This is a genomic window from Shimia sp. (assembly GCF_022448905.1).
Taxonomy (GTDB): Bacteria; Pseudomonadota; Alphaproteobacteria; order Rhodobacterales; family Rhodobacteraceae; genus Shimia.
On record NZ_JAKVCW010000008.1, the window covers coordinates 109,827 to 134,491 of the forward strand.

Here is a 24,665-nt window from a genome sequence, read left to right on the forward strand (position 1 = left end):
GATGGACAAAGCCATCCTCACCTGTGCGCTCAACGGCGTTCTGACCGATCCGACACAGCACCCCGTGCCGGTCACGCCCGCGCAATGCGCCGCCTCCGCGCGCGAGGCGATGGACGCGGGTGCCGCCGTGATCCACATCCACTTCCGCCAGCAGGAAGAAGGCAAAGGTCATCTGCCAAGCTGGGACCCAAAGGTGGCGACGGAAATTGTTGGCGCGATCCGCGATGCCTGCCCCGACATCCTAATCAACGCCACCACCGGCGTGGTAGGGCCGGATTACTCCGGCGCGTTGGACTGCATTCGTGTGCTCAAGCCCGAAATCGCCGCCTGCAACGCCGGCTCGCTCAATTATCTCAAGCTACGCAGCAACGGAGAGTGGGCTTGGCCGCCAATGCTGTTTGAAAACCAGCCGTCCAAAATTCAGGACCACCTCGATGTGATGGCGGAGACCAACACAATTCCAGAGTTTGAGTGCTTTGACACCGGCATCGTGCGCTCTGTGGCGATGTATGTGCAAAACGGCATGACCAGCTGTGCGCAGTACAACCTTGTCATGGGCGTGGCATCGGGCATGCCCGTGGACCCGAAACTTCTGGCATTCCTCATGCCCTACATGCTGAAAGACAGTTTCTGGCAAGCCACCCTGATCGGGCGCAGCGAGCTTTGGCAGAGCCACCAAAAGGCCGCCGAGCTTGGCGGCATGTTGCGCACCGGTGTAGAAGACACGTTCTACCTACCGAATGGGGACAAGACCCGCTCCAATGGGCCGTTGATTGAAGCGCTGGCCACCTGCGCCACAAACGCCGGGCGCGCAATTGCCAGTCCAGCAGAAGCACGGGAGATGTTGGGCATTTCGCCAGAGCGGTCGTAAGCGGGGGCCAGCCCCCGCACCCCCGGGATATTTTTGGCAAGAAGAAGCCCAAGCCGGAAGAAAGCTTGCACTGGGAGACCCACTGCTCATAGTGGCGCCATGATTGACCTGCTCCCGCCAGACCTGTCCCAAACCCATGCAATCTTCCTTTTGGCGGTGAGCTTTGCCACCTCATTGATGACCGCTGCTTTTGGCATTGGCGGCGGTGCGATCTTCCTGGCGGTGACCGCGGTGATCCTGCCGCCAGCGGCGCTGATCCCTGTACATGGCGTGGTGCAACTGGGCTCCAACGCCGTGCGCGCCATCATGTTCAGCAGCCACATCTTGCGCAGCGCCTTGCCCGCCTTCACCATCGGTGCCCTCATCGGTGTGGCCATTGGCGGCAGTGTGGCGGTGAGCCTGCCGCCTGCGACCGTGCAAATTGGCATTGGTCTGTTCCTGCTGTGGGTGGTGCTCGGCAAGACGCCTGCTTGGATCGGAAAATGGCCGATTGGCGCGGGCGCGTTTTCTTCCTTTCTGACCATGTTCTTTGGCGCCACCGGCCCGTTTGTCGCCGCCTATGTGAAAACCATGCAGCTGGACCGCCACACCCATGTCGCCACCCACGCGGCGCTGATGACGGTGCAGCACGGGCTCAAGGTGGCGATGTTTGCGGCACTGGGGTTTGGCTTTGCCCCCTGGGCGCTGTTCATCGCCGGACTGATCATCTGTGGCGCAGCGGGCACCTGGGTGGGCAAACATGTGCTGGGCCGGATGAGCGACCACGGATTTCACAAGGTGCTCAATGTGTTGCTGATCCTGATTGCGCTGCGTCTGTTGTGGGGCGGGGTCAGCACCTTCCTCTGACAAAACGCCACAGGGGACTGAGTCTTGATAGACCTTTAAAATAGGCGTAATGGGGCGCTATGTTTACAGTCTGCGCTCTCTATCACTTCACCACTTTTGACAACCACGAGGCCCTGCGGGCGCCCTTGCTGGAGTTTTGTCAGAAGCACAACATCACCGGCACCTTGTTGTTGGCCCATGAGGGCATCAACGGCACCATTGCCGGGCCACGCGACGGCATTGATGCAGTAATTGGCTACATCCAAAAGCTGCCGGGTTGCGCCAACTTTGAGTGGAAGTTGAGCACCGCGGCGGAAAAGCCGTTCCCGCGCATGAAGGTGAAGCTCAAGAAAGAGATCGTGACGCTGGGCCAGCCCAACGTCGATCCGACCGCGCATGTGGGCAACTACGTGAACCCGGAGGACTGGAACGAGCTGATCCAGTCGCCGGATGTGGTCACCATCGACACGCGAAACGACTACGAAGTGGCGATTGGCACCTTCCAAGGCGCAATTGACCCGGAAACCGCGACGTTCCGCGAATTCCCGGCGTGGTGGGAAGCCAACAAAGAGCGCTTCCACAACAAACGTGTGGCGATGTTCTGCACCGGGGGCATTCGCTGTGAGAAATCCACCAACTTCCTGATGAGTCAGGGTGTCGAAGATGTCTATCACCTGAAAGGTGGCATTCTGAAGTACCTCGAAGAGGTGCCACAGGAAGAGAGCAGCTGGGATGGCGAGTGCTTTGTGTTTGACGGACGTGTGTCGGTTGGGCACGGGCTGAAAGAAGGCCCGCACCTGCTGTGCCATGCCTGCCGTCGCCCCATCCTACCGGCAGATCAGGAGCGTCCGGAGTATGAGGCGGGCGTGAGCTGCCACCAATGTGTTGGCGAGTATTCGGAAAATGACAAAGAGCGGTTCCGGGAACGTCAAAAGCAAATGACTCTGGCACGCCAGCGCGGCGAGCAGCACATCATCGGTCTGGACTGATCCCTAAGTCACCAAGCCAAAGAACAAAACGCCCGGTCACTGACCGGGCGCATCTTTATGTTCTGTAGAAATAATAGCGCTCTGGCGCCACGGTTGTTGGCCCGCGCACCTGTTCAAATCCAACCAATGGCTGACCTGACACCAGCACGCCACCGGGCAACATAATCTCTTTGATCATTGCCGACAGACGCGCCGCCTCGGCCACGTCTTTCTCTTTGTCGCCAAAGCCAAAGTCATAATGCGCCATGGCCACTTTGGTGCCGTCTGTCGCCATCTTTTTCAGCATCTCTTCGGCTTCGCCCTGAAGGAAATCCTCCTCCGGCGGCACGCAGGAAGGGTGGCAGTTCAGCGCGCGGTCAATCACCCAGATGCGCCGCTCTGGAGCAATCTCGCGGATGTGGTCATAGGTGCGGCCATTGCCCAGCCCCATGTCGAGGAAATCCCCCTTGAGGCTGTCCACCATGGTGTTGCCCCACTCCAGCCCATCGGCCTGCGCTGCCAAGCGACGCATCATGCTGTTCAAACGGCTCATGAAATGCCCTTTCCATCATGGCGATAAAGCCGCACTGGCCCTTCGCAAATTTCCTGCAAAAACTGCCGCGAAAACTCCCAGATATCGGCGTCATGCACAAGGTGGTGCGTGAGATATCCCAGGGGTTCTTGATTGTCCGTGTGACCCGCGCGGCGGTCTTGTAGCAGCTTGACCACTTGAGACAGCAATGTCTCTACATCCACCAACCCTCTATGGCCGCGCCAGAAAATCGGATCAATGTGCGTGTTGATCTGCGCCACACAGGAGGCGGCCATGGCGGTTTTACGAGGGTTATAGGTCGACACCGCGTCAAAACCAGCCTCGGCCAGCCCGGCCACAACATCGGGCGCAATCCGGTTCCACGGCGGCACAAACATCGGCGCCAACTTGTCGCCAAACAGGGCGCGAAGTCGCGCAAGGCCTTGAGACGCATCCGCCAGTGCCGCGTTGGCAGGGCGGCCCGCCCCAAACTCTGCGTTTTTCACACCCTCCGGCGTGTGGCTGACATGGGCCCAGCCGTGCACAACCGGCACAAAGCACGTCGCCAAGTCCTGCGCCAAAGCCTCGTTGGCGTCTTTGGGTATGATCGCCAAGTGTACCGGAACTTCCGTCGCTGTGCTTAACGACGCAAGCTGATCAAGCGCCTCGGTGGGGGCAACCGCGTCGTCATCGCGCCACCACAAGGGCAGCACCAGACCTTCTGCGCGCCATTGCGCCAGTTCCGCCCGCAGCGCTGACCAGTCGATCCTCACCCGCGCAGCTCCGCCAGCATGGATTGGGCAATACGCACGCTCTCAGCCGCGCCATTCATACGCAGGCCGGACGGGCTGCGGCGGTCTTTGGAGGCCACACGTTTGATCTCTGCCATCAGGCTTTGCGGGGTCAGGTCGGTGGCGCTGAGCACTTCGATGCCGGGCTGCACGGAAAGGGCGCGCGCGCGCAGGGTCTGCTCCACTTCCCCGCCATCATCAAACGGCACAAACACCGCTGGCACGCCGGTTTGCAGCACATCGAGCGCGGTGTTGTAGCCGCACATGCTGACCGAGGCGGTCACATGGTGCAGCATTTGCCGGAAATCGGGCCGCACCGGTTCAATCTTGATCATCGGATCATCGGCCAGCGTTTTGAGCTCTGCAATCCGCGCCTCGGCATTGGCCCCGCCCACCAACAAGCGCCACCGCAACGGGCTACGTTTGGCGGCTTTGATCGCACATTCAAACAGCGCCTGTCCGACCGCGCCGCCCCCGGCGCTGACCACAATTTCACCGGCACCTGCGCTGTCCGGATGCTGTTGTGGCGCGGGCGGCGCCACGTAGCCGGTGTAGCGCAGCATCGCCGTCACATCGCTGGTCAATGGCCAGCTCATGTCGAGTTTGGTCAGCTCTGGGTCGGCATGCACCAGAATGCCGTCGTAATACTGTTTGATCACCTCGCGGGCGCGAGCCGCTTTGGAGGCTTTCGACGGCGGTGCAAGGATGTCGCGCACCGAGGCCAGCACCAAGGCAGGCTGCGGCAATGATTTGGCGGCGTCTAGCAAGGCTTCAAACTCCGCCGACAGGCTACGACGGCCAAAGGGGAAGAGTTCGGTGATCACCACATCGGGCGCCATGTCCTCTACCGCTTTCACCATCATCGCCTGACGCTTGGCCAGATAGGCGGCATCCGCCTCCACGCCCAATTCAGTCAACAGCTTGGTGAAATCCACACCATCCGAGGCCAGCGGCGGCAGCTGCACCAATGCAATGCCGTCCTTGTCCAGATGCTCTGCAGGCATGCCGCCCGACAGCACCACAGCCTCGTGGCCATCACGCGTGAACGCGCGGGCAAGTGTCAGAGCGCGGGACAGATGCCCGGTGCCCAGAAGATGGGTGACAGCGATCAAAACTTTCATGCGCTGCGCCTTTCCAATCGCACAATATCAGGGTCTGCGACTTTAACCGTATCCCCCTCAATTTCCACCACAAACAGCCGGTTGCGCTTCACCGCAAACGGGGCCGGGCCGTCAAAATCCCAGCCATGCGCCTTGGCCAAAATCATCCGCATGATGCCGATGTGGCAGACCGCAATGCAATCCCGCTTTAGGCCAAACAACCACGGCGCCAAGCGGTCCCAGACCATCTGCGGGCTTTCCCCGCCCGGCGGCTGGTAGTCCCAGCCCCACTGCTCGATGTCGCGAAACCCGCTGTTGGGATCGGCCTTAAGGTCCACGCCCTTTTTGCCTTCCCAATCCCCCCAGTCCATCTCGATCAGCGCGTCGACCACCGCTGGCCTGCGCCCGGTGACAATTTCGCCGGTTTCCTGCGCGCGGAGCAACGGGCTTGCCACCAGTTCGGCGGCGTCCCAGCCTGCGGGCAGTTTGAACTCTGCCAGACCTTCGCGCGCCTCATCGTCCAGCGGAATGTCCGTGCGCCCCTGGATTTGTCCGGCGCGGTTCCAATGGGTGTGTCCGTGCCGCAGCATGGCCAATCGGATCATCATGTCTCTTTCATCAATGGGTTCAGAACCTCCCACACGGTCTGCCGGGCGGCTGTGAGCAGGTGGTGGTTTTGCACCAAATCCCGCGCCTCTTGCGCCCGCTGCCGATGGGTTTCATCGTCATTCAACACCGTCAAAAGCGCCGCTGCAAGCGCATCCGGGGTTGGGTCGGCCACCAAGCCCTCTGCCGCGACCACATCGCGCACACCGGGGCGATCCTGTGCCACCACCGGCACACCATGTGCCTGCGCCTCCAGGTAGACCATGCCAAAGGCCTCGTTTACGCCGGGCCAGAAAAAGACGCGCGCGCGCTCGTACGCCTGCGCCATTTCCCTGGCGTCCAGCTGTCCCAAAAATCGCACCCGACCCCCATAGGGTGCCATCAGCGCCTCAACCTCAGCACGACACGGCCCATCTCCAGCAATCTCGACCTGCCAGTCGCCAGTCAGATGCCCCAAGGCCTCCGCGATGATGCTGTATGACGCCAGTTTGTCGCCCTTGCGCATCATGCCCGCCACCAGAAGGGTCGACGCATCCGGCTCCGCTTGGGTTGGCAAATTCTCCTGCGCCAGAAACGGCGGCAGATGCACAAGCTGTTGCCCGACTTTCAGATGACCCCGCAAAGCCACTGCATCGCGCCCCGTGAAGTGAAACAACACATCCGCCGCATCACAGGCCGCCTGCGCCTTTTTCTCAAAAGCATCCCAAGGCCCGCCCAAGCGTTTGTTGGCTCTCGTGGCCTCAAAGGACAAATAGGGAATGCCCAAAGCCGCGCTCACGGTTGGCCCCAACAAATCCGGCGCTTTGTAATAGCTGTGATAGGTCGCCCACAGCGCCCAGCCCTCGGCCCGCCCCTTAGCAATCAGCGTCGGTATCTCCGCCTCCGCCTGTGCCAGCAGCGCTGCCTGCACCGCACCATCGCCGTGTTTATCAAAGCTGCGCAGCTCAGAGACCAACTGGGGCACGACGCCATCGCGCATCAGCAGCTGCATCAGGTTGCGCGCCATCTGGCGCTCGCCGGACGGCACCGGATGATGCGGTGATTTCAGAGGGGCATAAAACGCAATCGGCCCCATGAGGTTAGGCCTTCGCCGCAGCCGCTTGCAGGCGCGCGTCGAGCTGGGCAATGCCCGGCTGCATCAGGAAATGCGCCGTCAGCCGACCATAAGCCGCCTCGGTCAACGTCTCCCGAAGCTCCGCATCCCGCGCCAGCCGCTCCATGGCCGCCGCAAGTGCCTCTGGCGCGTCGCTGGACAACACGCCATGTTCGCCGTCGGTGATGAACTCCGGGATCGCAGACACCGGCGTGGACAACAGGCACAGATTTTGGCTCGCCGCTTCCATCAGCACATTTGGCAAGCCGTCACGGTCACCGTCCTCGGCAATCCGGCTTGGCAGCACAAACACGTCGGACACCCGCATCGCCTCGATCACTTCGGGCTGGTCGCAGGCCCCACGCCAGGTGATACGATCAGCAATGCCAAGGGTCTCAGCCTGTACTTTCAACAAGCTGCCGTCCCCGCCGCCGCCAATATGGTCCCAATGCCAATCGAGGTCTTTGGGCAAGAGTGCCAAGGCAGAGATCAGACGGTCAAAGCCCTTCTTCTCCACCAAACGCCCCACAGACAGGAAACGCACACCACCGCCCTCAGGCCGCTCTGTGGGTGGCTCTGGAAAACGGGTCAGGTCCAAGCCGTGATATACCAGTTCCACGCGATCCGGCCTGTCGGCCAGTTCAGCCAAGTGATCCGCGCCGACCTTTGTACAGGTCGCCAAAAACTCCGCGCCAAAGGTGCTGTCTTGCAGTTTTTCGCGCTTTTCCCACTCCGGCGAAGTCCAGATGTCCTTGGCATGGGCCGACACCGACCACGGCATGTCGCGTATGATCGCCGCATAGCGTGTCACCGAGGCCGGCGTGTGCATGAAATGCGCATATAGCAGGTCAATGTCGTCCGGCAGCTCCCGCGCCAGAACACAGGCCTGCCCAAAACGGCGCACCCGGTTGCGGGTCACATCACGACGGAGGTCTTTGAGCCAAGCTCTCGTGGCGGCCCAAAACCGTTTCTTGAACAGTCCCGCAAAAACGCCCTTGAGCACACGCAGCGGCTCCTGATGCAGATATTCCGGCAGGTAATGCACCGGCGCCTGCAAACGCTCATGCAGCGGGTGGCGTTTCTTGTCGGTGGGGAAGCGCAGGGACCACATCGACAGGTCGTATCCCGTCTCTTCCAGGGCCACAATTTCCTGCGCAATAAAGGTCTCGGACAGGCGGGGCCAGCCTTTGACCACCACCGCCACCTTAGGTCTTTCTGAAGTCATGCAGCGCCTTGAGATCGGGCAATGCCAAGCATCGCCAAAGTACGTTCGGAGACCACGTCCAACCCGTCGAGCAGACCGGGCACAAAGGCGTGGCTTGGTTTTGGTTGATCCGGCAACGCGCGAATGGCGGCGATCATCGCCTGTGGCGTGAAGCCGTCGCGCTGCTCGTCCAACATGCGCACAAGGCCAAGGCTTTCGGCCCGGCTGGCGCGGATATGTTGCTCCATGCGGGGGCGTGTGCGCGGCACAATCACCACCGGTTTGTCAAAGGACAGCACCTCACAGAAGGTGTTGTAGCCGCCCATCGAGACAATCCCCATCGCGCCCTTCATCAGGGTTTCCATACGGCTGTCAAAGCCCACGGCTTGCACCCGGCCATTGAGCTTGGCAACACGGGCCTCAAACTCGGCGCGCACTTCGCCGCTCAGGAAGGGGCCATAGACCAGCACCGCACGTGGAGACAACTCCGGGTCCTGCTCATAGGCCGACAGCACCAGATCCACCATGCCTGCACCATCGCCGCCGCCACCGGGGGTGACCAGCACATAGGGCTGCTCTGGGGTTTCGCCTTCGCTCAGCGCTTCGCGGTGCAGATAGCCGGTGAATTTCATGCGGGAGCGGAAATTTTGCGACAAGTTCAAACCGGCCACCGGATCATAAATCGAGCGCAGCCCGTAGACCCAAGTCTCATCGTAGTATTTCTCAGCCGCTTCCAGAGCGCCTTTGCGGTCCCACTCGGCCGCCAGCACGTTTGGTTCGTCCAGCACGTCGCGCAGACCCAGCACCAGATGCGCCTTGCGCTTGGCCTTGAGCCATTCCAGCGCCGGCAACAGTTCGCCGCGAAAGCCGGTTGGCTCTTTGTCCACGATCAGGATATCGGGATCAAAATGCTCCACCGTGGCTTTGATCAGCCCAGCCCTCAGCGCCGTGGTCTCATCAATGTGCAGTCCCAGACGCTCGCTCTCATAATCCCCATCCGGCGTTTTGGTCACGCCGGGCAGGCGAATGTGGTCAACATTGTCCGGAAACGGGAAGCGCCCCGCCACTGGGGAGCCGGTCAGGATCAGCGCAGAAATCCGGCTGTCCGCCTGTGTGATCGCCGTGGCCAGCGCACGCGAGCGTCGCAAATGGCCCAGACCATAGGTGTCGTGACTGTAAAACAGCACGCGCGGCGACGCATTGGCCGCCAAATCACCTGTCAAAGAAATCGCCTCGGACACGTCACCCGCCTCGCTCTATAGCCGCCAGTCCGACTCGGACTTCGGCAAAACCCCTTTGATATCGTAAAGCAAAGCGTCCGGCTTTCCGAGGGCTCTTATCGCCGCGCTGTCCAACTCGCGGAACTGGCGATGCGCAACGGCAACGACCACGGCGTCATACGCCCCATTTTGAGGCTGATCGACCAAGGCATAGCCGTAGTCCGCATCCACCGCTTCAGGGTCCACCCATGGGTCCCAGATGTCGACCGTCGCAGAATAGCTTTTGAGCTCATCCACAATATCCACAACACGCGAATTGCGCGTGTCGGCACAGTTTTCCTTAAACGCCAGCCCCATGACCAGCACCCGCGCGCCAGCGGCATTGGTGCCTTTGGCCAATAGCCCTTTGATCAACTCCTGCGCCACATGGCGGCCCATGTGGTCGTTGATCCGCCGCCCCGCCAAAATCACCTCGGGCCGATAGCCGAGCTGCTCTGCGCGATAGGTCAGGTAATAAGGGTCGACCCCAATGCAGTGCCCGCCGACCAGACCCGGTGTAAACGGCAGGAAGTTCCATTTGGTGCCTGCCGCTTCGAGCACTTCCAGCGTGTCCAGCCCCATGCGCGCAAAGATCAGGGAAAACTCATTCACCAGCGCGATGTTCAAATCCCGCTGGGTGTTTTCGATCACTTTGGCCGCCTCAGCGGTTTTGATCGAACTGGCGCGGTGCAAACCTGCCTTGATCACCGGGCGGTAAATGGCATCCACACGGTCCAGCGTTTCCGCGTCCTGCGCCGCTACGACCTTGACCACATGCTCCAGCGTGTGCTCCGCATCGCCGGGGTTCACCCGCTCTGGCGAATAGCCCAGTTTGATGTCTGTGCCTGCTGTAAGCCCGCTGGCTTTCGCCAAGGCCGGGCCGCATACATCCTCGGTCACACCGGGATACACCGTGCTTTCCAAAATCACCAAAGCGCCGGGCGTCAGATACGGCGCGATGGTGGTGCAGGCTCCCAAAACCGGCCCCAAATCAGGTTCCTTGGCATCGGTGATCGGTGTGGGCACCCCCAGAATAAACGCAGTGCGCCCTGCCAGATCGGCAGCGTCGTCAGTGAACACCGCCGTGCTCGCTGCCAGAGTGTCGGAGGACACTTCACTATTGGGATCATCGTTGTTGAGCAGACGCGCCACCAACCGGCTGTTGGTATCAAAGCCCACCACATCAAAGCCCGCCCGCGCCAAGCCTAAGGCCAGCGGCAGGCCAACATAGCCCAATCCCAAAACGGCGATTTTTTCTGTCTTTGTCAGGCTCACGTCTCTTGTGCCTTTGCGAAAATGCGTATCATTTCCCGTTGCCTCCGCGCTATCGGGTTTCCCCACGGATGTCACCCCCAAAGCGCCGCAAACCCATGCAACAGAGCCGCAAATTGCCCCTCCCTCGCGGTAATCTGTTTTGCCCCACCGCATTGTTTGTGTAAGACCAAGATAAGACGACAGGAAAGACCACCCCATGATCCGACTTCTGCTTGCCGTTCTCTCGGTATGTCTCTTTTTGCCTTTGGCCGCTGTTCACGCGCAGGAGGCCGACACTGCTCCTGCCTCAGACACCATTTCTCAGCTTGTACAACAGGCCAGCGAAAGTGGCATGACTGTCATCATTTTGGATAGCAACGGCAACCCGATGGCGCCGGGCGAGCCCGCCGAACCCGTTGAGACAATCAACGAAACCACCAACATGACAACGGTGATGCGCCTGCAGTGGGAAATGGAAGGCTTCAACAAAGTCCTTCAGGATCGCATTGAGCACCTTCCTGTCGCCATCAACGAGGTACTCTTCATTCTGCGCGCCTCCAGCCCGGATGGCAGTATTCTCTTCTTTGCTAAACAACTGGTGATCACCCTGCTGTTGCTGGGCGTTGGTGTCATTTTTGAGAGGCAAGTCTACGGCCGGAGGTTGGCGGCACGCTTTGTTGTGCCATTGATCAGAGAAGTCCCAGAAGGATACACCCAGAAACTCCCGTTTTTGGTTGTGCGCTTTCTCGCCGGTGTTATCGGTTTGTTTGTGGGCATGGCTTTTGCGGCTCTGATTGGGTTGCTGATTTTTGGCCCCTCAGATGACACGGCCGTGCGTTTCACCAATGCTTCGATTTTTGCGGCCTACGCTCTGTCCCGCATGATCGCTTTGACTTGGCGCATGATCCTGTCGCCGTACCTGCCGCAGTATCGGATTCCGAAATTCTCCACCCATGACTCCAAAAAGCTGCACTACTGGGTCACTGGGCTGGGCATCGTCGATGTCACCACGATTATTTTTGGCGAATGGCTCAGTGAGCTGGGCCTGGTCTACGACGTCTATGCCGTGAACACTCTGGTGCTTTCCAGCCTCTTTGCTCTTGGCAACATCGCGCTGGTCTTTGCCAACTACCGCGCCATTTCTTTTGCCATTCGCAACGGCCGCGAAGCGGATCGCGTTCCTTTGGCAACCCGCTGGGCCAGCACCCTCTGGGCACCGATTTTCATTGTCTATGTGATTTACGGTTGGGCGCGCATGTCCTGGGATTTGATCCTCGGCAATGAGACAGAAATCCCCCTGATCGCGGGCGCCTATATGATCCTCACCGCCGTACTGGTGGTTTACGCCACCATCAACTTCGGCATCGAACGCTACTTTGAGCGCAACCGCGCTGTGAAGGAAATGAACGACGCGGCGGACGCGCTGCGCGATGAAGCCGTTGAGGAGGGCCATCTGTCCGAACAGCAGGAAGCGGAACTGTTCCAACTGGAAAACATCATCGACCACCGTCAGATGAACACCTTTGAAGAACTGGCACGGCGGATTTCCGGCGTGCTGGCGCTGGTCGCAGGTCTTTATGCTGCGCTCTACATCTTCAACGCCGACAACATCATGAACGAAGACATGGCCGGCGGGCGGTTCCTCGACGTGATTGTCATCCTCTTCCTGGGCTACATCGGTTTTCACGCGTTCCGCATCTGGATCGACAACCGCATTCGAGAAGAACAGCCAGACCCGTCAGAAGCAGGGGAACTCGGCGATGAGGGCGGCGGTGCCAGCGCCTCCCGTTTGGCAACTTTGCTGCCGCTGTTCCGCAACTTTGTCCTGCTGGTGATCCTGGTCACCATCATCCTGATTGTGCTGATGGAAATGGGCGTGAACGTCAGCCCCTTGTTTGCCGGTGCTGGTGTGGTGGGCTTGGCCGTCGGTTTTGGCGCGCAATCCCTGGTGCGCGACATCTTCTCCGGCGCGTTCTTCCTGTTTGATGACGCTTTCCGCAAAGGCGAATACATCGACATCGGCTCGGTGAAAGGCACGGTGGAAAAGATCTCCGTACGTTCCTTCCAGCTGCGCCACCACCTTGGCCCGCTGCACACCATCCCATTTGGCGAAATCCAGTATCTCACCAACTATTCGCGTGATTGGGTGATCATGAAGCTCAAGCTGCGTGTGACCTATGACACCGACGTGGAGCGCGTCCGCAAGCTGGTGAAAAAGCTTGGCATCGAATTGCTCGACGATCCGGTGATTGGCCACAACTTTATCCAGCCTTTGAAATCCCAGGGCGTGGTGGAGATGCAGGACAGCGCCATGATCATTCGGGTGAAGTTCATGACCAAACCGGGCGACCAATGGCTGGTGCGCAAACGGGTGTATCAGGAAATCCGCGAGCTGTTTGAGCGGGAAGGCATCAAATTTGCCCACCGCGAAGTCACCGTACGCATTGCCGATGATGCCAATGCCGAAGACCTCACCCCAAAACAGCGTGAAGCGGTTGTGGGTGCTGTGGAAGCGGCGATGGATGAAGACGCCATGGAAGGTGGTCCCGCTGGCGGGGATGACCGGTAAGCGCTGAACGCGCTATCAAAACAAGCAAAGGGCGCGTGTGACAAACACGTGCCCTTTTTCTTTGGCACTGGCTGTCTTTGCGGTGGCGTTAACCAAATGCAGTATACTCCTAAACGTGCACTTAAGAAGATACTTAGAATTTTAGCCAAATACTTGATGAATGAAGCTCAAAGGCACACACTCATCCCATGGCACATGATCTCGCATACGCTTACGACCTTCTGCAGGTCACACCCAATGCCTCCGAAAAGGAGATGCGGGCCGCGTGGCGCAGACTGGCGCGGCGCTATCATCCTGATGTGGCCAAAACCAATCCGGAAGAAGCCGCACGCCGCATGAGCGAGATCAACGCCGCTTATGATGCGGTGGCCCACCACATTGCGCGCCAAAACGCAGGCGCTGCGCCAAAACCAAGCCTCCACCGCCGCCCACGCACAGCGCGTCAGGCCGCAGAATGTCAGGCATGGCGCCGCCAGCGGGACGCCATGGCGCGCAAAGCGGCCAAAGCGTGGAAAGCTGCGCAAGTAGTTGCGACACCTGAGCATGTTGAGCCAACCCCGCAACTGGACGCGCCAAAGCCACTCCAGATTGCGCCAAAGGCCGCTGCAAAGTGGAACCGGGCGGAACAATCCCTGATCAACTCAGCCCGCGCCGCATTTGAAGGCACCCGCAAGACGCTGGGCACCGGTGCGCCACGCCCGGTGTTCTCCGCCTGTCATTAATTTTCAGCGTTTTTAAAAATTGCCGAACCGCAGCCTTAGCTCCGGTTCGGGTCCATCGCGTCGCGCAAACCGTCACCAAAGAAGTTGAACGCCAGCACCACAATCACAATCGGCAGCATCGGGATCGCCGTCCAGGGGTAGATCTCGATCGAGGCCAGGTTCTGTGCGTCGTTCAGCATCACACCCCAGCTCACAGCCGGTGCCCGCAAGCCAAGCCCAAGGAAGGACAGCGCGGTTTCCCCCAAAATCATCGCCGGGATCGACAGGGTTGCGCTGGCAATCAGGTGGCTGAGGAAGTTGGGCAGCAGGTGTTTCTTGATCACGCGGCTGGGTTTCGCGCCCATCATTTCCGCTGCTTTCACAAATTCTTCCTCGCGCAGGCTGAGGAATTTAGAGCGCACGGCACGGGCCAACCCGGGCCAATCTAATATTCCAAGGATGATCGAGATGATGAAGAACACCGACACCGGCCCCCAATGCGAGGGCACCGCCGCCGACAAAGCCAGCCAAAGGGGCAGTTCCGGCAGGCTGCGCAGCACTTCGATCACACGGTTGATGATCCAATCGAGGAAGCCACCAAAGTAGCCGGCAATAGACCCAAGCACGATGCCAATCACAAAGGATACAGTGATACCCACCAGCCCCACGGTCAGCGACAGCTGCGCCCCATAGAGAATGCGCGAGAACACATCCCGCCCCAGCCGGTCCGCGCCAAACAGGAACATGGTGGCGCCTTCAGGGGCGCAGAACAGATGGGTGTTGGACGGGATCAAGCCAGCCAGCTTGTAGTCGGAGCCTTCGCAGAAGAATTCCAGCATCGCTGGGCTGCTGGTGTCCGGCACATATTTCCAACTGAAGCTCTCCAAGTCCATCTCTGCCGTGGTCGGATAGACATGCGGCCCGATGAACTTGCCTTCGTGGAAGAAATGCATGCCCTGCGGCGGGGCGTAGATGTAATCCTCCAGCCGCTCATTGGGCGAATAGGGCGCGATGAACCCCGCAAAAGGCAACGACAGGTAGGACAGCAACAGGAAAATGGCCGAAACCAAGCCCAGCTTGTGTTGCTTAAACCGCAGCCACAACAGCCGCGCATTGGACATGTCCAGCTCAGCGCTGCGCGCCTCGGCGGCGGCTTCGGGATCATACGGCGCCTGATCGACGTACCGGCCATCCGGTTGCATGGTCATCGCTCCCGCCCTCCAAATCGAATGCGCGGATCAAGTAGCGCCAGCAACAGGTCAGAAATCAGCGTACCAATCAACGTCAGCAGCGCCACAAACATCAGCACAAAGGCCGAGAGGAACAAGTCTTGCGATTTCAGAGCAGAGAGCAACAGCGGCCCAATGGTCTGCAAGCCAAGCACCACGGACACAAGAACCGAGCCAGACACCAAAGACGGCAACAGCGTGCCAATGTCCGCGACAAAGGGGTTAAACGCCACCCGCAGCGGGTATTTGGTCAGCATGCGCGGCTCGCTCATGCCCTTGGCCCGCGCGGTCTCCACATAGGGTTTGCCCAGCTCATCCAAGAGGTTCGCACGCAGACGCTGCATCATCGCCGCCGCGCCGCTTGTCCCGATCACAAAGGTCGGAATAATCAGGTGAATGAGCACCGACTTCATTTTGTCAAAGCTCATCGGCTGGCCTTCGTATTGCGGGTCCATCAGGCCGCCGATGGGCAGGTTGAGATAGCGGTTGCCGTAATAAAACAGGATCAGCGCCAGCAGGAAGTTTGGCGTCGCCAATCCCAAATAGCCGACAAAAGCCGAGGTATAATCCACCCAGGTTTTCGACTTCGCCGCCGCCAGAATGCCCAGCGGCAAAGCCACCGCATAGATGAACAGCACCGCCGCGAGGTTGACCAGAACGGTCATCCACAACGCCCCGCCCACCAAATCAGCCACCGGCTTGTCAAACTCAAACGACCAGCCAAACTCGCCTTGCAACAGCCCGGCAAACCCATGCGGCCCCGGCATAAACCCGGCCCAGATCAGGTATTGCTTCCACAATGGCTGATCGAGCGAATACTCCGCCCGCAGGAATTCTGCCTTGGCGATACCCGCTGACTGGCCCGTGGCCCGCAACTCGTTGATCTGGTTGGACAGGTAGTCCCCCGGCGGCAGGGTGATGATCAAAAACACCAGCACCGACACCACCGCGAGGGTCGCCAGCATGGTCAGAAACCGGAAAACTGCAAACCGCAGCAGAGCCATTCTGCGCTCCTATTCTGCGAAGAAAAATTCATCAGGGCGATGCACCCCGAAATGCGCGCCCGGCGACCAGGCCCAGATGGCTTTCTCCGGCACATTGCGCAGGTTGTTACTCACTACAACCGGCTGCGGCGCGCCATTCAGAATGCCAATGGCAAAGACGTTGTCGGCGTGAATATCCACCATCTTCTGCCAGATCAGGCCACGATCCACCGAGGAATAGGCCTTGGTCCATTGATGTGCCAAGTCATTGAGCTCAATCGCCGCCGGCAAATCAGGTGGCTCGCCCACGGCGCCGTGGTTCTGATGGTACTGCCCCCACTTTGGCCAGGCCTGAAACGCCTGATCCCAAGGCGCCAGATAGGCAGGGGAGGTATAAGGCTGCGGCAACCCGTTGTCCCAACCAAACCAGGTCGAGGCCATGGTTTCCCCGGCATACACACGGTTGCGCAGGATGTCGCGCTCCAACGGACGCATGATCAGCTTCACGCCAATCTCGGCCCAGTTGTCGGTGATGATCTGCAGCGCGTTTTCCACTTCCTGACGCTCACCCGCAGTCTCAATCACCACCCAGGCCGGACGGCCATCAGGCAACAAGCGGAAGCCATCTTTGTCCCGCTTATCCATGCCCATCTCGTCAAGCAGCGCGTTGGCCATTTCCAGATCGCGGATCGCCCAAGCATCGCGGTTCTCTTCTTTAAAGAACGGGCTCACCGGCAGAACCGTCATGCCACCGGGCTTCGCCAAACCAAAATACAGACCCTTGTTGATGGTCTTGCGGTTGATCGCCAAGGACAGCGCCCGGCGGAAGCGCACATCGCGCATGGTCTCGCGCCAACCGTCATCGTTGTAGTTCAGGTTGGGGTAAATCGCGATCTGGCTGGCGGTGCCATTGCCCCACAGCTTGGTCTGATAGCCACCCGACGCTTCGCCCTTTTTCAAGATCGCCGCGTCTTTGAAATCCAGACCGCGCGCCTGCAGGTCTACCTCACCGGCATTGGCTTTGGCCGCCACAAGCCCCGGTGCCACCACCTGCATTTCGACCACGTCGATATAGGGCAGCTGCACACCATTGGCATCGACACGGTGATAGTAAGGGTTGCGCACAAACAAGAACCGGCTTTTGCCGTCTTTGGTCGCCATCATCCAAGGCTGCAACGTCGGCAGATCCGGATTGTCGAACTTATACATGTTGTCTTGACGGTTGTGCAGCGCCGCCCAGCTGCGCACCCGCGCCTCATACAGGCGCTCACGCAGTTCTTCTTCGTCGGTGTAGGCCGCGTGGTAGGGCTTCAGGTAATGCGACGGGCGGTAGATAAACGGGGGCCGCGCCTCGGCCAGCATCTGCAAAAACTGCGGATTGGGCTTGGACCACTCATAGATAACCGTATGTGCGTCCGGGAAGCTGACCTTGGGCAGCTCGCCTTCGACCCGCAGGAAATCCACCGGACCGGAGGGCGACAACAGCTCGTTGTTGGCCACGTCTTCCCACCAGTAGCGGAAATCCTCGGACGTAAACGGATGCCCGTCAGACCACTTGTGCCCCGGGCGCAGATGCATGGTGAACTTCTTGTCGTCCTCATTCTCAATGCTCTTGAGAATGTCGGCGACCAGCTCATAGCGTTCGTTGAACCCCACCAGGCGCGCATAGCCGTAGACCACCATCTGACGCACGTCTTTGGAGCGCGTCACCATGGTGCGCAGAGTGCCGCCTTGCTGGCCCAGCTCACGATTGCGCAGCTTGAGGTCGACAGTTTTGGGTGCCTCGGGCACGCGCTCCGCCACCGGAGGCAAGCTGCCTGCGTCCACATCGGATTGCCAGAACGCGCTCTCCTGATACTCGGCCTGCGCCGCGCTTAGGCCGAATACGGCAAACGCCGCCGCAAGGATCGGGGTTTTAAACATGGGCACGCACCTTATGTCCGGGGTCGGTTTCGGTCAGCGGAGGGGCATCCGCGCCGACAAATCTGAATTCTTCGGGCCAGGACGACGGCTCGCCCGCCCCCTGCGCCACAATCTTGAGGTCAATGGGCCGGGAGATATCCGGCTCTGGCTGCGCCGCGATCAGCGCCTTGGTGTAAGGGTGTTTCGGATTGTAGAACAGCTGCTCCGGCGGGCCTTGTTCCACCACCAGACCGGAACGCATCACCGCCACCTCGTCCGCAATCCGCGCCACAACGGCAAGGTCGTGGCTGATGAACAGATAGCTCAGGTTCAACCGGTCGCGAATGTCTTCAAGCAGCTGGAGCACCTGCTCCTGTACCGACACATCAAGCGCGGAGGTCGGCTCGTCGCATACCAACAGGATCGGGTTCAACATCAGCGCGCGGGCAATCGACAAACGCTGCCGCTGCCCACCCGAAAACGCATGCGGATAGCGGGTGAGCATGTTTTCGTTCAGCCCAACCCATTTGAGAATTTCCACCGCCCGATCAATCCGATCACTGGGCGAACCAATGCCGTGAATCTCGAGAGGCTCACACAGCGCGTCTTTCACCCGCATCCGCGGATTAAGCGTGCTGTAGGGGTCTTGAAAGACCATCTGCGCCTTGCGCTGAAACTTCAGCCGCGCGTCGCGGTCCAAGTCTTGTAGATTCACCGGCTCCGAATCTGCCGTCTCCCGAAACAGGATCGACGCCCCCGCGTCCGCCCGCTCCGCGCCCAGCGCCATGCGGGCACAGGTGGTTTTGCCCGACCCGGACTCGCCCACCACGGCCAGCGTCTTGCCACGCTCCACGCCAAAATCGACACCGCGTACGGCGTTCACCACCGTCTTGGGCTTCCACGGCGCGCTGCCTTTGAGAATGTAGGTCTTGTTGACGTCGCGCATTTCCAAAATGTAATCGCGATCAGCCTCATCGGGCCGATCCGCGGGCGCGGCCGGAATCTCCGGCGCCGCCGCCATCAGGTCTTTGGTGTAGGGATGTTTGGGATCGCCAAGGATCAGCTCGGCAGAGCCGCTTTCCATCACCCGGCCGCGGTTCATCACAACCACGTCATCGGCCATGTTGGCGACCACCCCGAGGTCATGGGTAACCAAAACCACCGCCATGCCATACTCGGCCTGCAGGTCTTTGATCAGGCCCAACACCTGCGCCTGCGTGGTCACATCCAGCGCTGTTGTCGGCTCATCCGCGATCAGAATATCAGGCCGCCCAACCATCGCCATCGCGATCATCGCCCGCTGCCGCATCCCGCCAGACAACTCAAACGGATAGCTCTCATAAACGCGTGCCGGATCAACAAAGCCCACACGCTCAAACATCGCCAGCACACGTTTCTTGCGTTCCGTCGCGCTAAAGTCCCGGTGCAGCTTCAACGCCTCTGACACTTGGTTGCCAATCCGGTGCAGCGGCGACAAAGAGCGCATAGGCTCTTGAAAGATCATCGAAATCCGGTTGCCGCGAACGTCCTGCATCTTCCGTTCGCTGAGCGACATCAGGTCGACCGGATGCCCCCCCTCGCGATCACACAGCACAATCGACCCCGACCGTACCTGCGCCGCCGCCGGCAAAATCCGCAACGCGGACCGGCAACTCAAGGTCTTGCCCGAGCCACTTTCGCCCACAAGCGCCAAGGTCTTTCCGGCCTCAACCGTAAAGCTGACATCCTCGACCACAGGGGCATCGCCCCCAAAGCCAATACTCAGGTTTTCAACAGTCAGAAGTGCCGTCACACCAAGTTCCCTCGCCACGCTCTCGTTATTATCCACCACGTGGCGGAGCGCCTTGCGTTAACTCAACATGATTATCCCTGTCGGAGCAAGCATCTAGGCTGTCCCTACCTGCCTTCCGCCTCAGATTTGTGCGCCAATCGCGAAAACCGCGCCCTTGCAGACGCACCTTAGGCAATCCCGCCTTGCAATGTTCTGGACCGGATGCGACTAAACAGTCATATTAAACCAAGAGCATATAACTGCCCGCGTGTTCTTTGGACCCATTTTAGAACCATATCCTTTGGCAATTGGCGCAGCCCCGCTGCGGAGACATAGATGACGACAGAGACTTCCAGCTTCTTGGCCTTTGCCGAACGCCGCTTTCGTCTAAGTGGCCGTGCCCTGATCGAAAATGGTCATCCTTACTTCGTTCCCACCGACGCCTTGGAAGCCCGCGCAGACCAGTGGTCGGGCGGCTACCTGTCGATGTCGCACTACGACTATCTCGGCCTGATGCATCACCCCAAAACTGTCGCCGCCGCCAAAGACGCAATTGACGCGCAAGGCACAGGCGTGGGCGCCTCACGCCTTGTGGGTGGCGAACGTCTGGCCCACCGCGCGCTGGAAGAAGACATGGCGGATTTTCTGGGTGTGGGCGGCGTGCTCTCCGTGATCTCGGGCTACCTCACCAACGTGTCCGTTATTGGGCTGCTGCTGGGGCCGCGTGATCTGGTTCTGGTGGATGAGCTTTCCCACAACTCCATTGTAGTCGGCGCGCGCGGCGTGAAAGCCCGCATGGAAACCTACGCCCATAACGATCTGGATGATCTCGAACGTCTGCTGCACAAACACCGTGCCGACTATGGCCGTGTGCTGATCTGCACCGACAGTCTGTTCTCCATGGATGGGGACATCACCGACCTGCCGCGCCTGCTGGACATGAAAGACGCCTACGACGCCTGGCTTCTGCTGGATGAGGCGCATTCCTACGGCGTGCTGGGCGCAACCGGCCGTGGCCTGTGTGAACACTTTGGCGAAGACCCCAAACGCGTGGAAATTGCCATTGGCACCCTGTCCAAGAGCTTTGCCTCTTCTGGTGGGTTTGTGGCCGCCAATGCCGACGTGATTGAATGGATGCGCTTTTGCCTCCCCGGCTTTGTCTATTCCGTCGGCCTGCCCCCCGCGACCACGGCAAGCGCGCACGCCGCCCTGCGACTATTGCGGGCGGAACCCGAACGCGTCACCAAACTGCGTGCCAACTCTCAGTATTTCATGCGCAAAGCAACCGAGGCCGGATTGAACACCGGCACGGCCATTGGTGAGGCCGTGGTGCCCATCCTGTTTGAAACCCCTGACGACTGTGTCTTTGTTGCCGAAGCCCTGATGCAGAAAGGCATCTACGCGCCACCGGTGGTGCATGTCGGCATCCCCAAAGACATGCCACGCATCCGCTTCTTCATTTCCGCCGCCCACTCCGAGGCGGACATCGACCGTGTGATAACAGCTGTTGCGGCGGCCCACACCACGGCCACCGCCACCCGACAACGGCTCAGCGCGGAATAACGACATGACCGGGCACGCACTCACGACTTTGCCGCGCCTGTGCCGGGCGATGACGGGCATCTGCCTGCTGGCCCTTGTGACGCTCTTGCTTCCCCTGTCTGCATCAGCGGCCAAACCCGCGCTCACCCATCTGTCGCGCAGCGAAACCCCGCAGCTGCCGCATGTGAACCGCGCGTTTCGGTTTCCCTCTGACGCGCATCAACTGTTCTTTCTGCAACGCACGCTGAACGCCAATACCGTGGTCTACACCGCGCATTTTGACAAAGCCGGCAACCTGAACCCCGACGCACCGGTGGCGGTCTACTGGCGTCGGTTTCAGGAACAGGGGCAGGTCATGGCCCTGCCCTGGTATGAACGCGCCTTTGGCTTTGGCGTGCGTGTCCAAAATACCGCCAATCCACAAACGCTACGTCTGACCTTCAATGGGCTGAAATCCCAACAATTGGAATTGCGCCAGACCGCCCCGTTCAAAGCCGCGCTGTTTGCCCGCATCGAAGACCGTGAGTATCGCCTGATCTACGCCTATCTGGACGTGGACGAGAGCGGCCTTTTTCCCAAAGTCACGCGCCTGCGCCTCTATACAAACGACCCGCAAACCGGTCTTTATGTCACTCATACCATTGCCGTTTCCGGCGGAGCTTATACCGAATGACCCACGCCTCAGCTTCCTCCCCCATCCGCACCGTCATTGTTGGCGTTGGCAATTGCGCCAGCTCGCTGATCCAGGGGGTGTCCTACTGCCGGGCCTTAGGTGATCAGGCCGTGGGGGTCAGTTTTCCGGAGCTGGCGGGGTACACCCCGGGAGACGTGGAGCTGGTGGCCGGGTTTGACGTCGACAGCCGTAAGGTCGGCAAAACCCTGGGCGAAGCCGCCTTTGCCGCACCCAACTGCACTGAACAATTCCACACCGATCTGGCGGATCAAACTGCCCCCGTGCTGCGCGGCCCCGATCTGGATGGTGTGGCGGCGCATATGCTGGCCAATCCCGCAGACCGCAGCTTCCGCCTGTCGGACGCGCCCGCGCTAAGCAAAGACGAGATCGTCGCCAAGCTTAAAGAATTCAACGCGGACGTCATGATCATCTTCCTGCCGGTTGGCTCCCAACAGGCGGTGGAGTTCTACGTCGAATGCGCGCTGGCCGCAGGCGTGGCGGTGGTCAACGGCATCCCCGTGTTCATCGCCTCCCATCCGGTTTGGGCCGAAAAATTCCGCGCCGCAGGTCTCCCGATCCTTGGCGATGATTTCAAAGCACAGATGGGCGCCACCATCCTGCACCGCACCCTCGCCAATCTGGCGGAAATGCGCGGCGTGGAGATCGACCGCACCTATCAACTCAACGTGGGCGGCAACACCGACTTCCTCAACATGAGCGAAAACGCCCGCCTGACCAACAAACGCGAAAGCAAGACCGAGGCGGTGCAATCCGCCATGGAGCAGCGGCTGGACGAAAACGACATTCGCATCGGCCCGTCCGATTATGTGCCGTGGCTCAAGGACCGCAAAGTGGCTTATGTGCGTCTGGAAGGCCGCCTGTTCGGCGGCGCGCGTACCAACATCGAAGTGCGTCTGGACGTGGAAGACAGCCCCAACGCCGCCGCCGAAGCGCTGGTGGCCATCCGTTTGGCGCGCATCGCAAAGGATCGCGGTTTGGCGGGCCCCATTTCCGAGGCCTCTGCCTTCCTGTTCAAACACCCGCCGGAACAGATCGAAGACACCGACGCGCATGACGTGGTTCTGCGCTTTGTGAACGACGAGGCCTGATGCCCGCGGCCTTCATAACCGGCGGCTCTAGCGGCATTGGCTTTGCCGCCGCTTGGGAGCTGGCGATCAAAGGCTACAGCCTCGCGCTGTTTGCGCGCGACGCTGCCAAACTTCTGGCCGCCCGAGACGCGCTGCTGGAGGCGGCCCCGGACATCGAAGTTGAAGTCTTCGCCGTAGATGTGGCCAACCGCGCAAGCTTTGTCGAAGCGCTAAAAGCGGCAGTGCGCAAAATTGGCCCACCGGACATGGCCATTGCCAGTGCGGGCATCGCCGAGCCGGGCCTGTTCCGCGAGCAAAGCTTTGAACAGCATCAGCGCCATATGGACGTGAACTATTTTGGCACGCTCACCTTCATCGAGACCTTGCGTGGGCCCATGGCAGCCTCGGGCGGCGGGCGCTTTGGCCTGATCGCCTCCGGTGCGGCTTTCTTTGGCATCTACGGCTATGGTGCCTATGCGCCCTCCAAATTTGCCCTGCGCGGATTGGCGGAAATCCTACATCTGGAGTTAGAAAACACCAACATCTCGGTGACGCTGATCTACCCACCGGACACCGACACGCCCCAGCTTGAGGCGGAAAAACGCACCAAGCCTAGCGCCACGCAAGAAATCACCGAGGGTGGCGGATTGTGGCAGCCGGTGGATGTGGCTGGCCGCCTGATCAAAGGCATGGAAGAGGGCAAACCGGTGGTCACACCGGGGCCGCAAATGCTGCTGCTGAACGGTCTCAGCAGCCTGATTTCGCCCATCCTGCGCTGGCATCAGAGGCGGATCATCCGCAAACACGAGGCCAAATGACCACCCTCACGTTACCCCAGGTTACCACCGCAATTGTCGCCATCTACGCCTTTGGTTTTGGCATCATTGCCGTACTCGCAATGATCCCCGCCCGCCGCAAAGACGCGATTGAGTTTGGCAAAACGCTCGGCACCGCCGTTGCCTTGATTGCTGTGCTGACGGCGCTGTTTTGGCTTGGAGATACCGCGCTATTCATCGCCCTTCCCGCAATCGTGGCGCGCATCAGCTACGAAGTTGTCTTTGTGCGCCTGCCCTCAAAACAAACCGCCTTCCTGCTCGGCCTCGCAGCAGCCGCATTGGCCTGTGCCGCCATGGTGTTTGAATGGGGTGGCTTGGCCGCTTTGGGCCTGTTTTTCATTGCCCTCGCCCGGCTGATCATCGGACGGCGCAAAGCCATCGCGTCCACGCTGGTCTTCCCAATCCTGCCCGCCTGCCTGCTGGCCTCAGGCACAGCCGACCCAGCCCTTGCCGCACTCCTGCTCGCCACCTACCTGATGGTGGAAATCTTCGACAGCTTTGCGCTGTTCTTCGGCGCCATGTGGGGCCGCACCAAAGCCTTCCCCACTCTCAGCCCCAACAAAACCGTTGAAGGCCTGCTCGGCGGCGGCTTCGCCCTGCTGACCCTCTCCCTGATCACCGCCGCCTTCCTCGACCTGCCACTCTTGCCCGCCGCCCTCACCGCGCTGCTTGTCGGTGTCCTCGCAGTGGTCGGCGACCTCGCCGCCTCGCGCCACAAACGCATCGCAGGCGTGAAAGACTTCCCGCAAGTCCTGCCCCGTCAGGGCGGCCTTTTGGACAGTCTCGACAGCTGGATCGCCGCCGGCGCGGGCATCACCGCCCTGCACACAGTCACGCAACTGTGGTGAGACCCTTGCCAGCCCCCGCC

At 60.2% G+C, this 24,665-nt stretch carries 22 protein-coding genes; 10 read left to right on the forward strand and 12 right to left on the reverse strand.

Translation table 11 applies throughout. From position 1 onward, the window contains the following. Position 1 precedes the first annotated feature (1 nt). The 3 genes from MK208_RS11395 (at position 2) to MK208_RS11405 (ending at position 2,685) form a co-directional block, all read left to right on the forward strand. Entirely contained in the window at positions 2-871 is an 870-nt protein-coding gene (locus tag MK208_RS11395; protein ID WP_294116648.1) for a 3-keto-5-aminohexanoate cleavage protein, read from the forward strand. Between the two features lie 99 nt (positions 872-970). Next, on the forward strand, positions 971-1,717 hold the full coding sequence (locus MK208_RS11400) for a sulfite exporter TauE/SafE family protein (protein WP_294116649.1): 747 nt from the start codon (positions 971-973) through the stop codon (positions 1,715-1,717). Between the two features lie 59 nt (positions 1,718-1,776). After that, positions 1,777-2,685, forward strand: coding sequence for a rhodanese-related sulfurtransferase (locus MK208_RS11405; RefSeq protein WP_294116650.1), 909 nt, complete (start codon positions 1,777-1,779; stop codon positions 2,683-2,685). Positions 2,686-2,740: 55 nt separating this feature from the next. Here the strand turns inward: MK208_RS11405 and MK208_RS11410 are convergent, their stop codons facing one another. From MK208_RS11410 to MK208_RS11445, 8 genes are read right to left on the reverse strand one after another with little or no spacing between them, the layout of a single operon-like run. Beyond that, positions 2,741-3,217: a class I SAM-dependent methyltransferase gene (locus MK208_RS11410; protein ID WP_294116651.1), complete on the reverse strand. Its 477-nt coding sequence runs from the start codon at positions 3,215-3,217 to the stop codon at positions 2,741-2,743. Continuing rightward, complete coding sequence (locus MK208_RS11415) at positions 3,214-3,969, reverse strand: polysaccharide deacetylase family protein (protein ID WP_294116652.1); 756 nt, start codon at positions 3,967-3,969, stop codon at positions 3,214-3,216. Before MK208_RS11415 ends, MK208_RS11410 begins: the two co-directional genes overlap by 4 nt. Further along, positions 3,966-5,108, reverse strand: coding sequence for a glycosyltransferase (locus tag MK208_RS11420; RefSeq protein ID WP_294116653.1), 1,143 nt, complete (start codon positions 5,106-5,108; stop codon positions 3,966-3,968). Before MK208_RS11420 ends, MK208_RS11415 begins: the two co-directional genes overlap by 4 nt. Then, entirely contained in the window at positions 5,105-5,692 is a 588-nt protein-coding gene (locus MK208_RS11425; RefSeq protein ID WP_294116654.1) for a histidine phosphatase family protein, read from the reverse strand. Before MK208_RS11425 ends, MK208_RS11420 begins: the two co-directional genes overlap by 4 nt. Further along, positions 5,692-6,768 carry a glycosyltransferase family 4 protein gene (locus tag MK208_RS11430; protein WP_294116655.1) on the reverse strand — a complete coding sequence of 359 codons (1,077 nt, stop codon included), beginning with the start codon at positions 6,766-6,768 and terminating at the stop codon, positions 5,692-5,694. The genes MK208_RS11425 and MK208_RS11430 overlap by 1 nt, the downstream gene beginning before the upstream one ends. A 4-nt stretch (positions 6,769-6,772) precedes the next feature. After that, entirely contained in the window at positions 6,773-8,011 is a 1,239-nt protein-coding gene (locus MK208_RS11435; protein WP_294116656.1) for a glycosyltransferase family 4 protein, read from the reverse strand. Continuing rightward, a complete protein-coding gene (locus tag MK208_RS11440; protein WP_294116657.1) occupies positions 8,008-9,231 on the reverse strand; it encodes a glycosyltransferase in 1,224 nt (407 codons plus the stop codon). The genes MK208_RS11435 and MK208_RS11440 overlap by 4 nt, the downstream gene beginning before the upstream one ends. A 15-nt stretch (positions 9,232-9,246) precedes the next feature. Continuing rightward, positions 9,247-10,518 (reverse strand): nucleotide sugar dehydrogenase, encoded by a 1,272-nt coding sequence (locus tag MK208_RS11445; RefSeq protein WP_294116756.1) that lies wholly within the window; start codon positions 10,516-10,518, stop codon positions 9,247-9,249. Between the two features lie 337 nt (positions 10,519-10,855). Here MK208_RS11445 and MK208_RS11450 point away from each other — a divergent pair, with 337 nt between their 5' ends. Both MK208_RS11450 and MK208_RS11455 read left to right on the forward strand, forming a co-directional pair. Continuing rightward, positions 10,856-13,072 carry a mechanosensitive ion channel domain-containing protein gene (locus MK208_RS11450; protein WP_294116658.1) on the forward strand — a complete coding sequence of 739 codons (2,217 nt, stop codon included), beginning with the start codon at positions 10,856-10,858 and terminating at the stop codon, positions 13,070-13,072. A 188-nt stretch (positions 13,073-13,260) separates the two neighbouring features. Next, the gene (locus tag MK208_RS11455; RefSeq protein ID WP_294116659.1) at positions 13,261-13,794 is read left to right on the forward strand and encodes a J domain-containing protein; all 534 of its coding nucleotides are present in this window, start codon (positions 13,261-13,263) and stop codon (positions 13,792-13,794) included. A 35-nt stretch (positions 13,795-13,829) separates the two neighbouring features. On the opposite strand, the gene MK208_RS11460 is transcribed toward MK208_RS11455, so the two are convergent. Genes MK208_RS11460 through MK208_RS11475 form a run of 4 tightly spaced genes read right to left on the reverse strand, consistent with a single transcriptional unit; the run spans position 13,830 to position 19,679 of the window. Further along, positions 13,830-14,981, reverse strand: a complete 1,152-nt coding sequence (locus MK208_RS11460; RefSeq protein WP_294116660.1) for an ABC transporter permease — start codon at positions 14,979-14,981, stop codon at positions 13,830-13,832. Continuing rightward, positions 14,978-16,006, reverse strand: a complete 1,029-nt coding sequence (locus MK208_RS11465) for an ABC transporter permease (protein ID WP_168590753.1) — start codon at positions 16,004-16,006, stop codon at positions 14,978-14,980. The genes MK208_RS11460 and MK208_RS11465 overlap by 4 nt, the downstream gene beginning before the upstream one ends. Positions 16,007-16,015: 9 nt before the next feature. After that, a complete protein-coding gene (locus MK208_RS11470; RefSeq protein WP_294116661.1) occupies positions 16,016-17,908 on the reverse strand; it encodes an ABC transporter substrate-binding protein in 1,893 nt (630 codons plus the stop codon). Next, the gene (locus tag MK208_RS11475) at positions 17,901-19,679 is read right to left on the reverse strand and encodes an ABC transporter ATP-binding protein (protein ID WP_294116662.1); all 1,779 of its coding nucleotides are present in this window, start codon (positions 19,677-19,679) and stop codon (positions 17,901-17,903) included. The genes MK208_RS11470 and MK208_RS11475 overlap by 8 nt, the downstream gene beginning before the upstream one ends. A gap of 315 nt (positions 19,680-19,994) precedes the next feature. On the opposite strand from MK208_RS11475, the gene MK208_RS11480 reads away from it, so the two are divergent. Genes MK208_RS11480 through MK208_RS11500 form a run of 5 tightly spaced genes read left to right on the forward strand, consistent with a single transcriptional unit; the run spans position 19,995 to position 24,645 of the window. Next, a complete protein-coding gene (locus MK208_RS11480) occupies positions 19,995-21,221 on the forward strand; it encodes an aminotransferase class I/II-fold pyridoxal phosphate-dependent enzyme (RefSeq protein WP_294116663.1) in 1,227 nt (408 codons plus the stop codon). A gap of 4 nt (positions 21,222-21,225) precedes the next feature. Next, the gene (locus MK208_RS11485; RefSeq protein ID WP_294116664.1) at positions 21,226-21,873 is read left to right on the forward strand and encodes a DUF4833 domain-containing protein; all 648 of its coding nucleotides are present in this window, start codon (positions 21,226-21,228) and stop codon (positions 21,871-21,873) included. Next, the gene (locus MK208_RS11490) at positions 21,870-22,982 is read left to right on the forward strand and encodes an inositol-3-phosphate synthase (RefSeq protein ID WP_294116665.1); all 1,113 of its coding nucleotides are present in this window, start codon (positions 21,870-21,872) and stop codon (positions 22,980-22,982) included. Before MK208_RS11485 ends, MK208_RS11490 begins: the two co-directional genes overlap by 4 nt. Next, complete coding sequence (locus MK208_RS11495) at positions 22,982-23,779, forward strand: SDR family oxidoreductase (RefSeq protein ID WP_294116666.1); 798 nt, start codon at positions 22,982-22,984, stop codon at positions 23,777-23,779. The genes MK208_RS11490 and MK208_RS11495 overlap by 1 nt, the downstream gene beginning before the upstream one ends. Then, positions 23,776-24,645, forward strand: coding sequence for a phosphatidate cytidylyltransferase (locus MK208_RS11500; protein ID WP_294116667.1), 870 nt, complete (start codon positions 23,776-23,778; stop codon positions 24,643-24,645). Before MK208_RS11495 ends, MK208_RS11500 begins: the two co-directional genes overlap by 4 nt. The last annotated feature ends 20 nt before the right edge of the window (positions 24,646-24,665 follow it).

Bases quoted from the DNA above. Each gene is read 5' to 3' on its own strand.
- MK208_RS11480 (WP_294116663.1), top strand. From the start codon at position 19,995: ATGACGACAGAGACTTCCAGCTTCTTGGCCTTTGCCGAACGCCGCTTT.
- MK208_RS11455 (WP_294116659.1), top strand. From the start codon at position 13,261: ATGGCACATGATCTCGCATACGCTTACGACCTTCTGCAGGTCACACCC.
- MK208_RS11425 (WP_294116654.1), bottom strand. From the start codon at position 5,692: ATGATCCGATTGGCCATGCTGCGGCACGGACACACCCATTGGAACCGC.
- MK208_RS11430 (WP_294116655.1), bottom strand. From the start codon at position 6,768: ATGGGGCCGATTGCGTTTTATGCCCCTCTGAAATCACCGCATCATCCG.
- MK208_RS11410 (WP_294116651.1), bottom strand. From the start codon at position 3,217: ATGAGCCGTTTGAACAGCATGATGCGTCGCTTGGCAGCGCAGGCCGAT.
- MK208_RS11435 (WP_294116656.1), bottom strand. From the start codon at position 8,011: ATGACTTCAGAAAGACCTAAGGTGGCGGTGGTGGTCAAAGGCTGGCCC.
- MK208_RS11470 (WP_294116661.1), bottom strand. From the start codon at position 17,908: ATGTTTAAAACCCCGATCCTTGCGGCGGCGTTTGCCGTATTCGGCCTA.
- MK208_RS11490 (WP_294116665.1), top strand. From the start codon at position 21,870: ATGACCCACGCCTCAGCTTCCTCCCCCATCCGCACCGTCATTGTTGGC.
- MK208_RS11400 (WP_294116649.1), top strand. From the start codon at position 971: ATGATTGACCTGCTCCCGCCAGACCTGTCCCAAACCCATGCAATCTTC.
- MK208_RS11460 (WP_294116660.1), bottom strand. From the start codon at position 14,981: ATGACCATGCAACCGGATGGCCGGTACGTCGATCAGGCGCCGTATGAT.
- MK208_RS11450 (WP_294116658.1), top strand. From the start codon at position 10,856: ATGACTGTCATCATTTTGGATAGCAACGGCAACCCGATGGCGCCGGGC.
- MK208_RS11500 (WP_294116667.1), top strand. From the start codon at position 23,776: ATGACCACCCTCACGTTACCCCAGGTTACCACCGCAATTGTCGCCATC.
- MK208_RS11495 (WP_294116666.1), top strand. From the start codon at position 22,982: ATGCCCGCGGCCTTCATAACCGGCGGCTCTAGCGGCATTGGCTTTGCC.
- MK208_RS11395 (WP_294116648.1), top strand. From the start codon at position 2: ATGGACAAAGCCATCCTCACCTGTGCGCTCAACGGCGTTCTGACCGAT.
- MK208_RS11465 (WP_168590753.1), bottom strand. From the start codon at position 16,006: ATGGCTCTGCTGCGGTTTGCAGTTTTCCGGTTTCTGACCATGCTGGCG.
- MK208_RS11485 (WP_294116664.1), top strand. From the start codon at position 21,226: ATGACCGGGCACGCACTCACGACTTTGCCGCGCCTGTGCCGGGCGATG.
- MK208_RS11405 (WP_294116650.1), top strand. From the start codon at position 1,777: ATGTTTACAGTCTGCGCTCTCTATCACTTCACCACTTTTGACAACCAC.
- MK208_RS11420 (WP_294116653.1), bottom strand. From the start codon at position 5,108: ATGAAAGTTTTGATCGCTGTCACCCATCTTCTGGGCACCGGGCATCTG.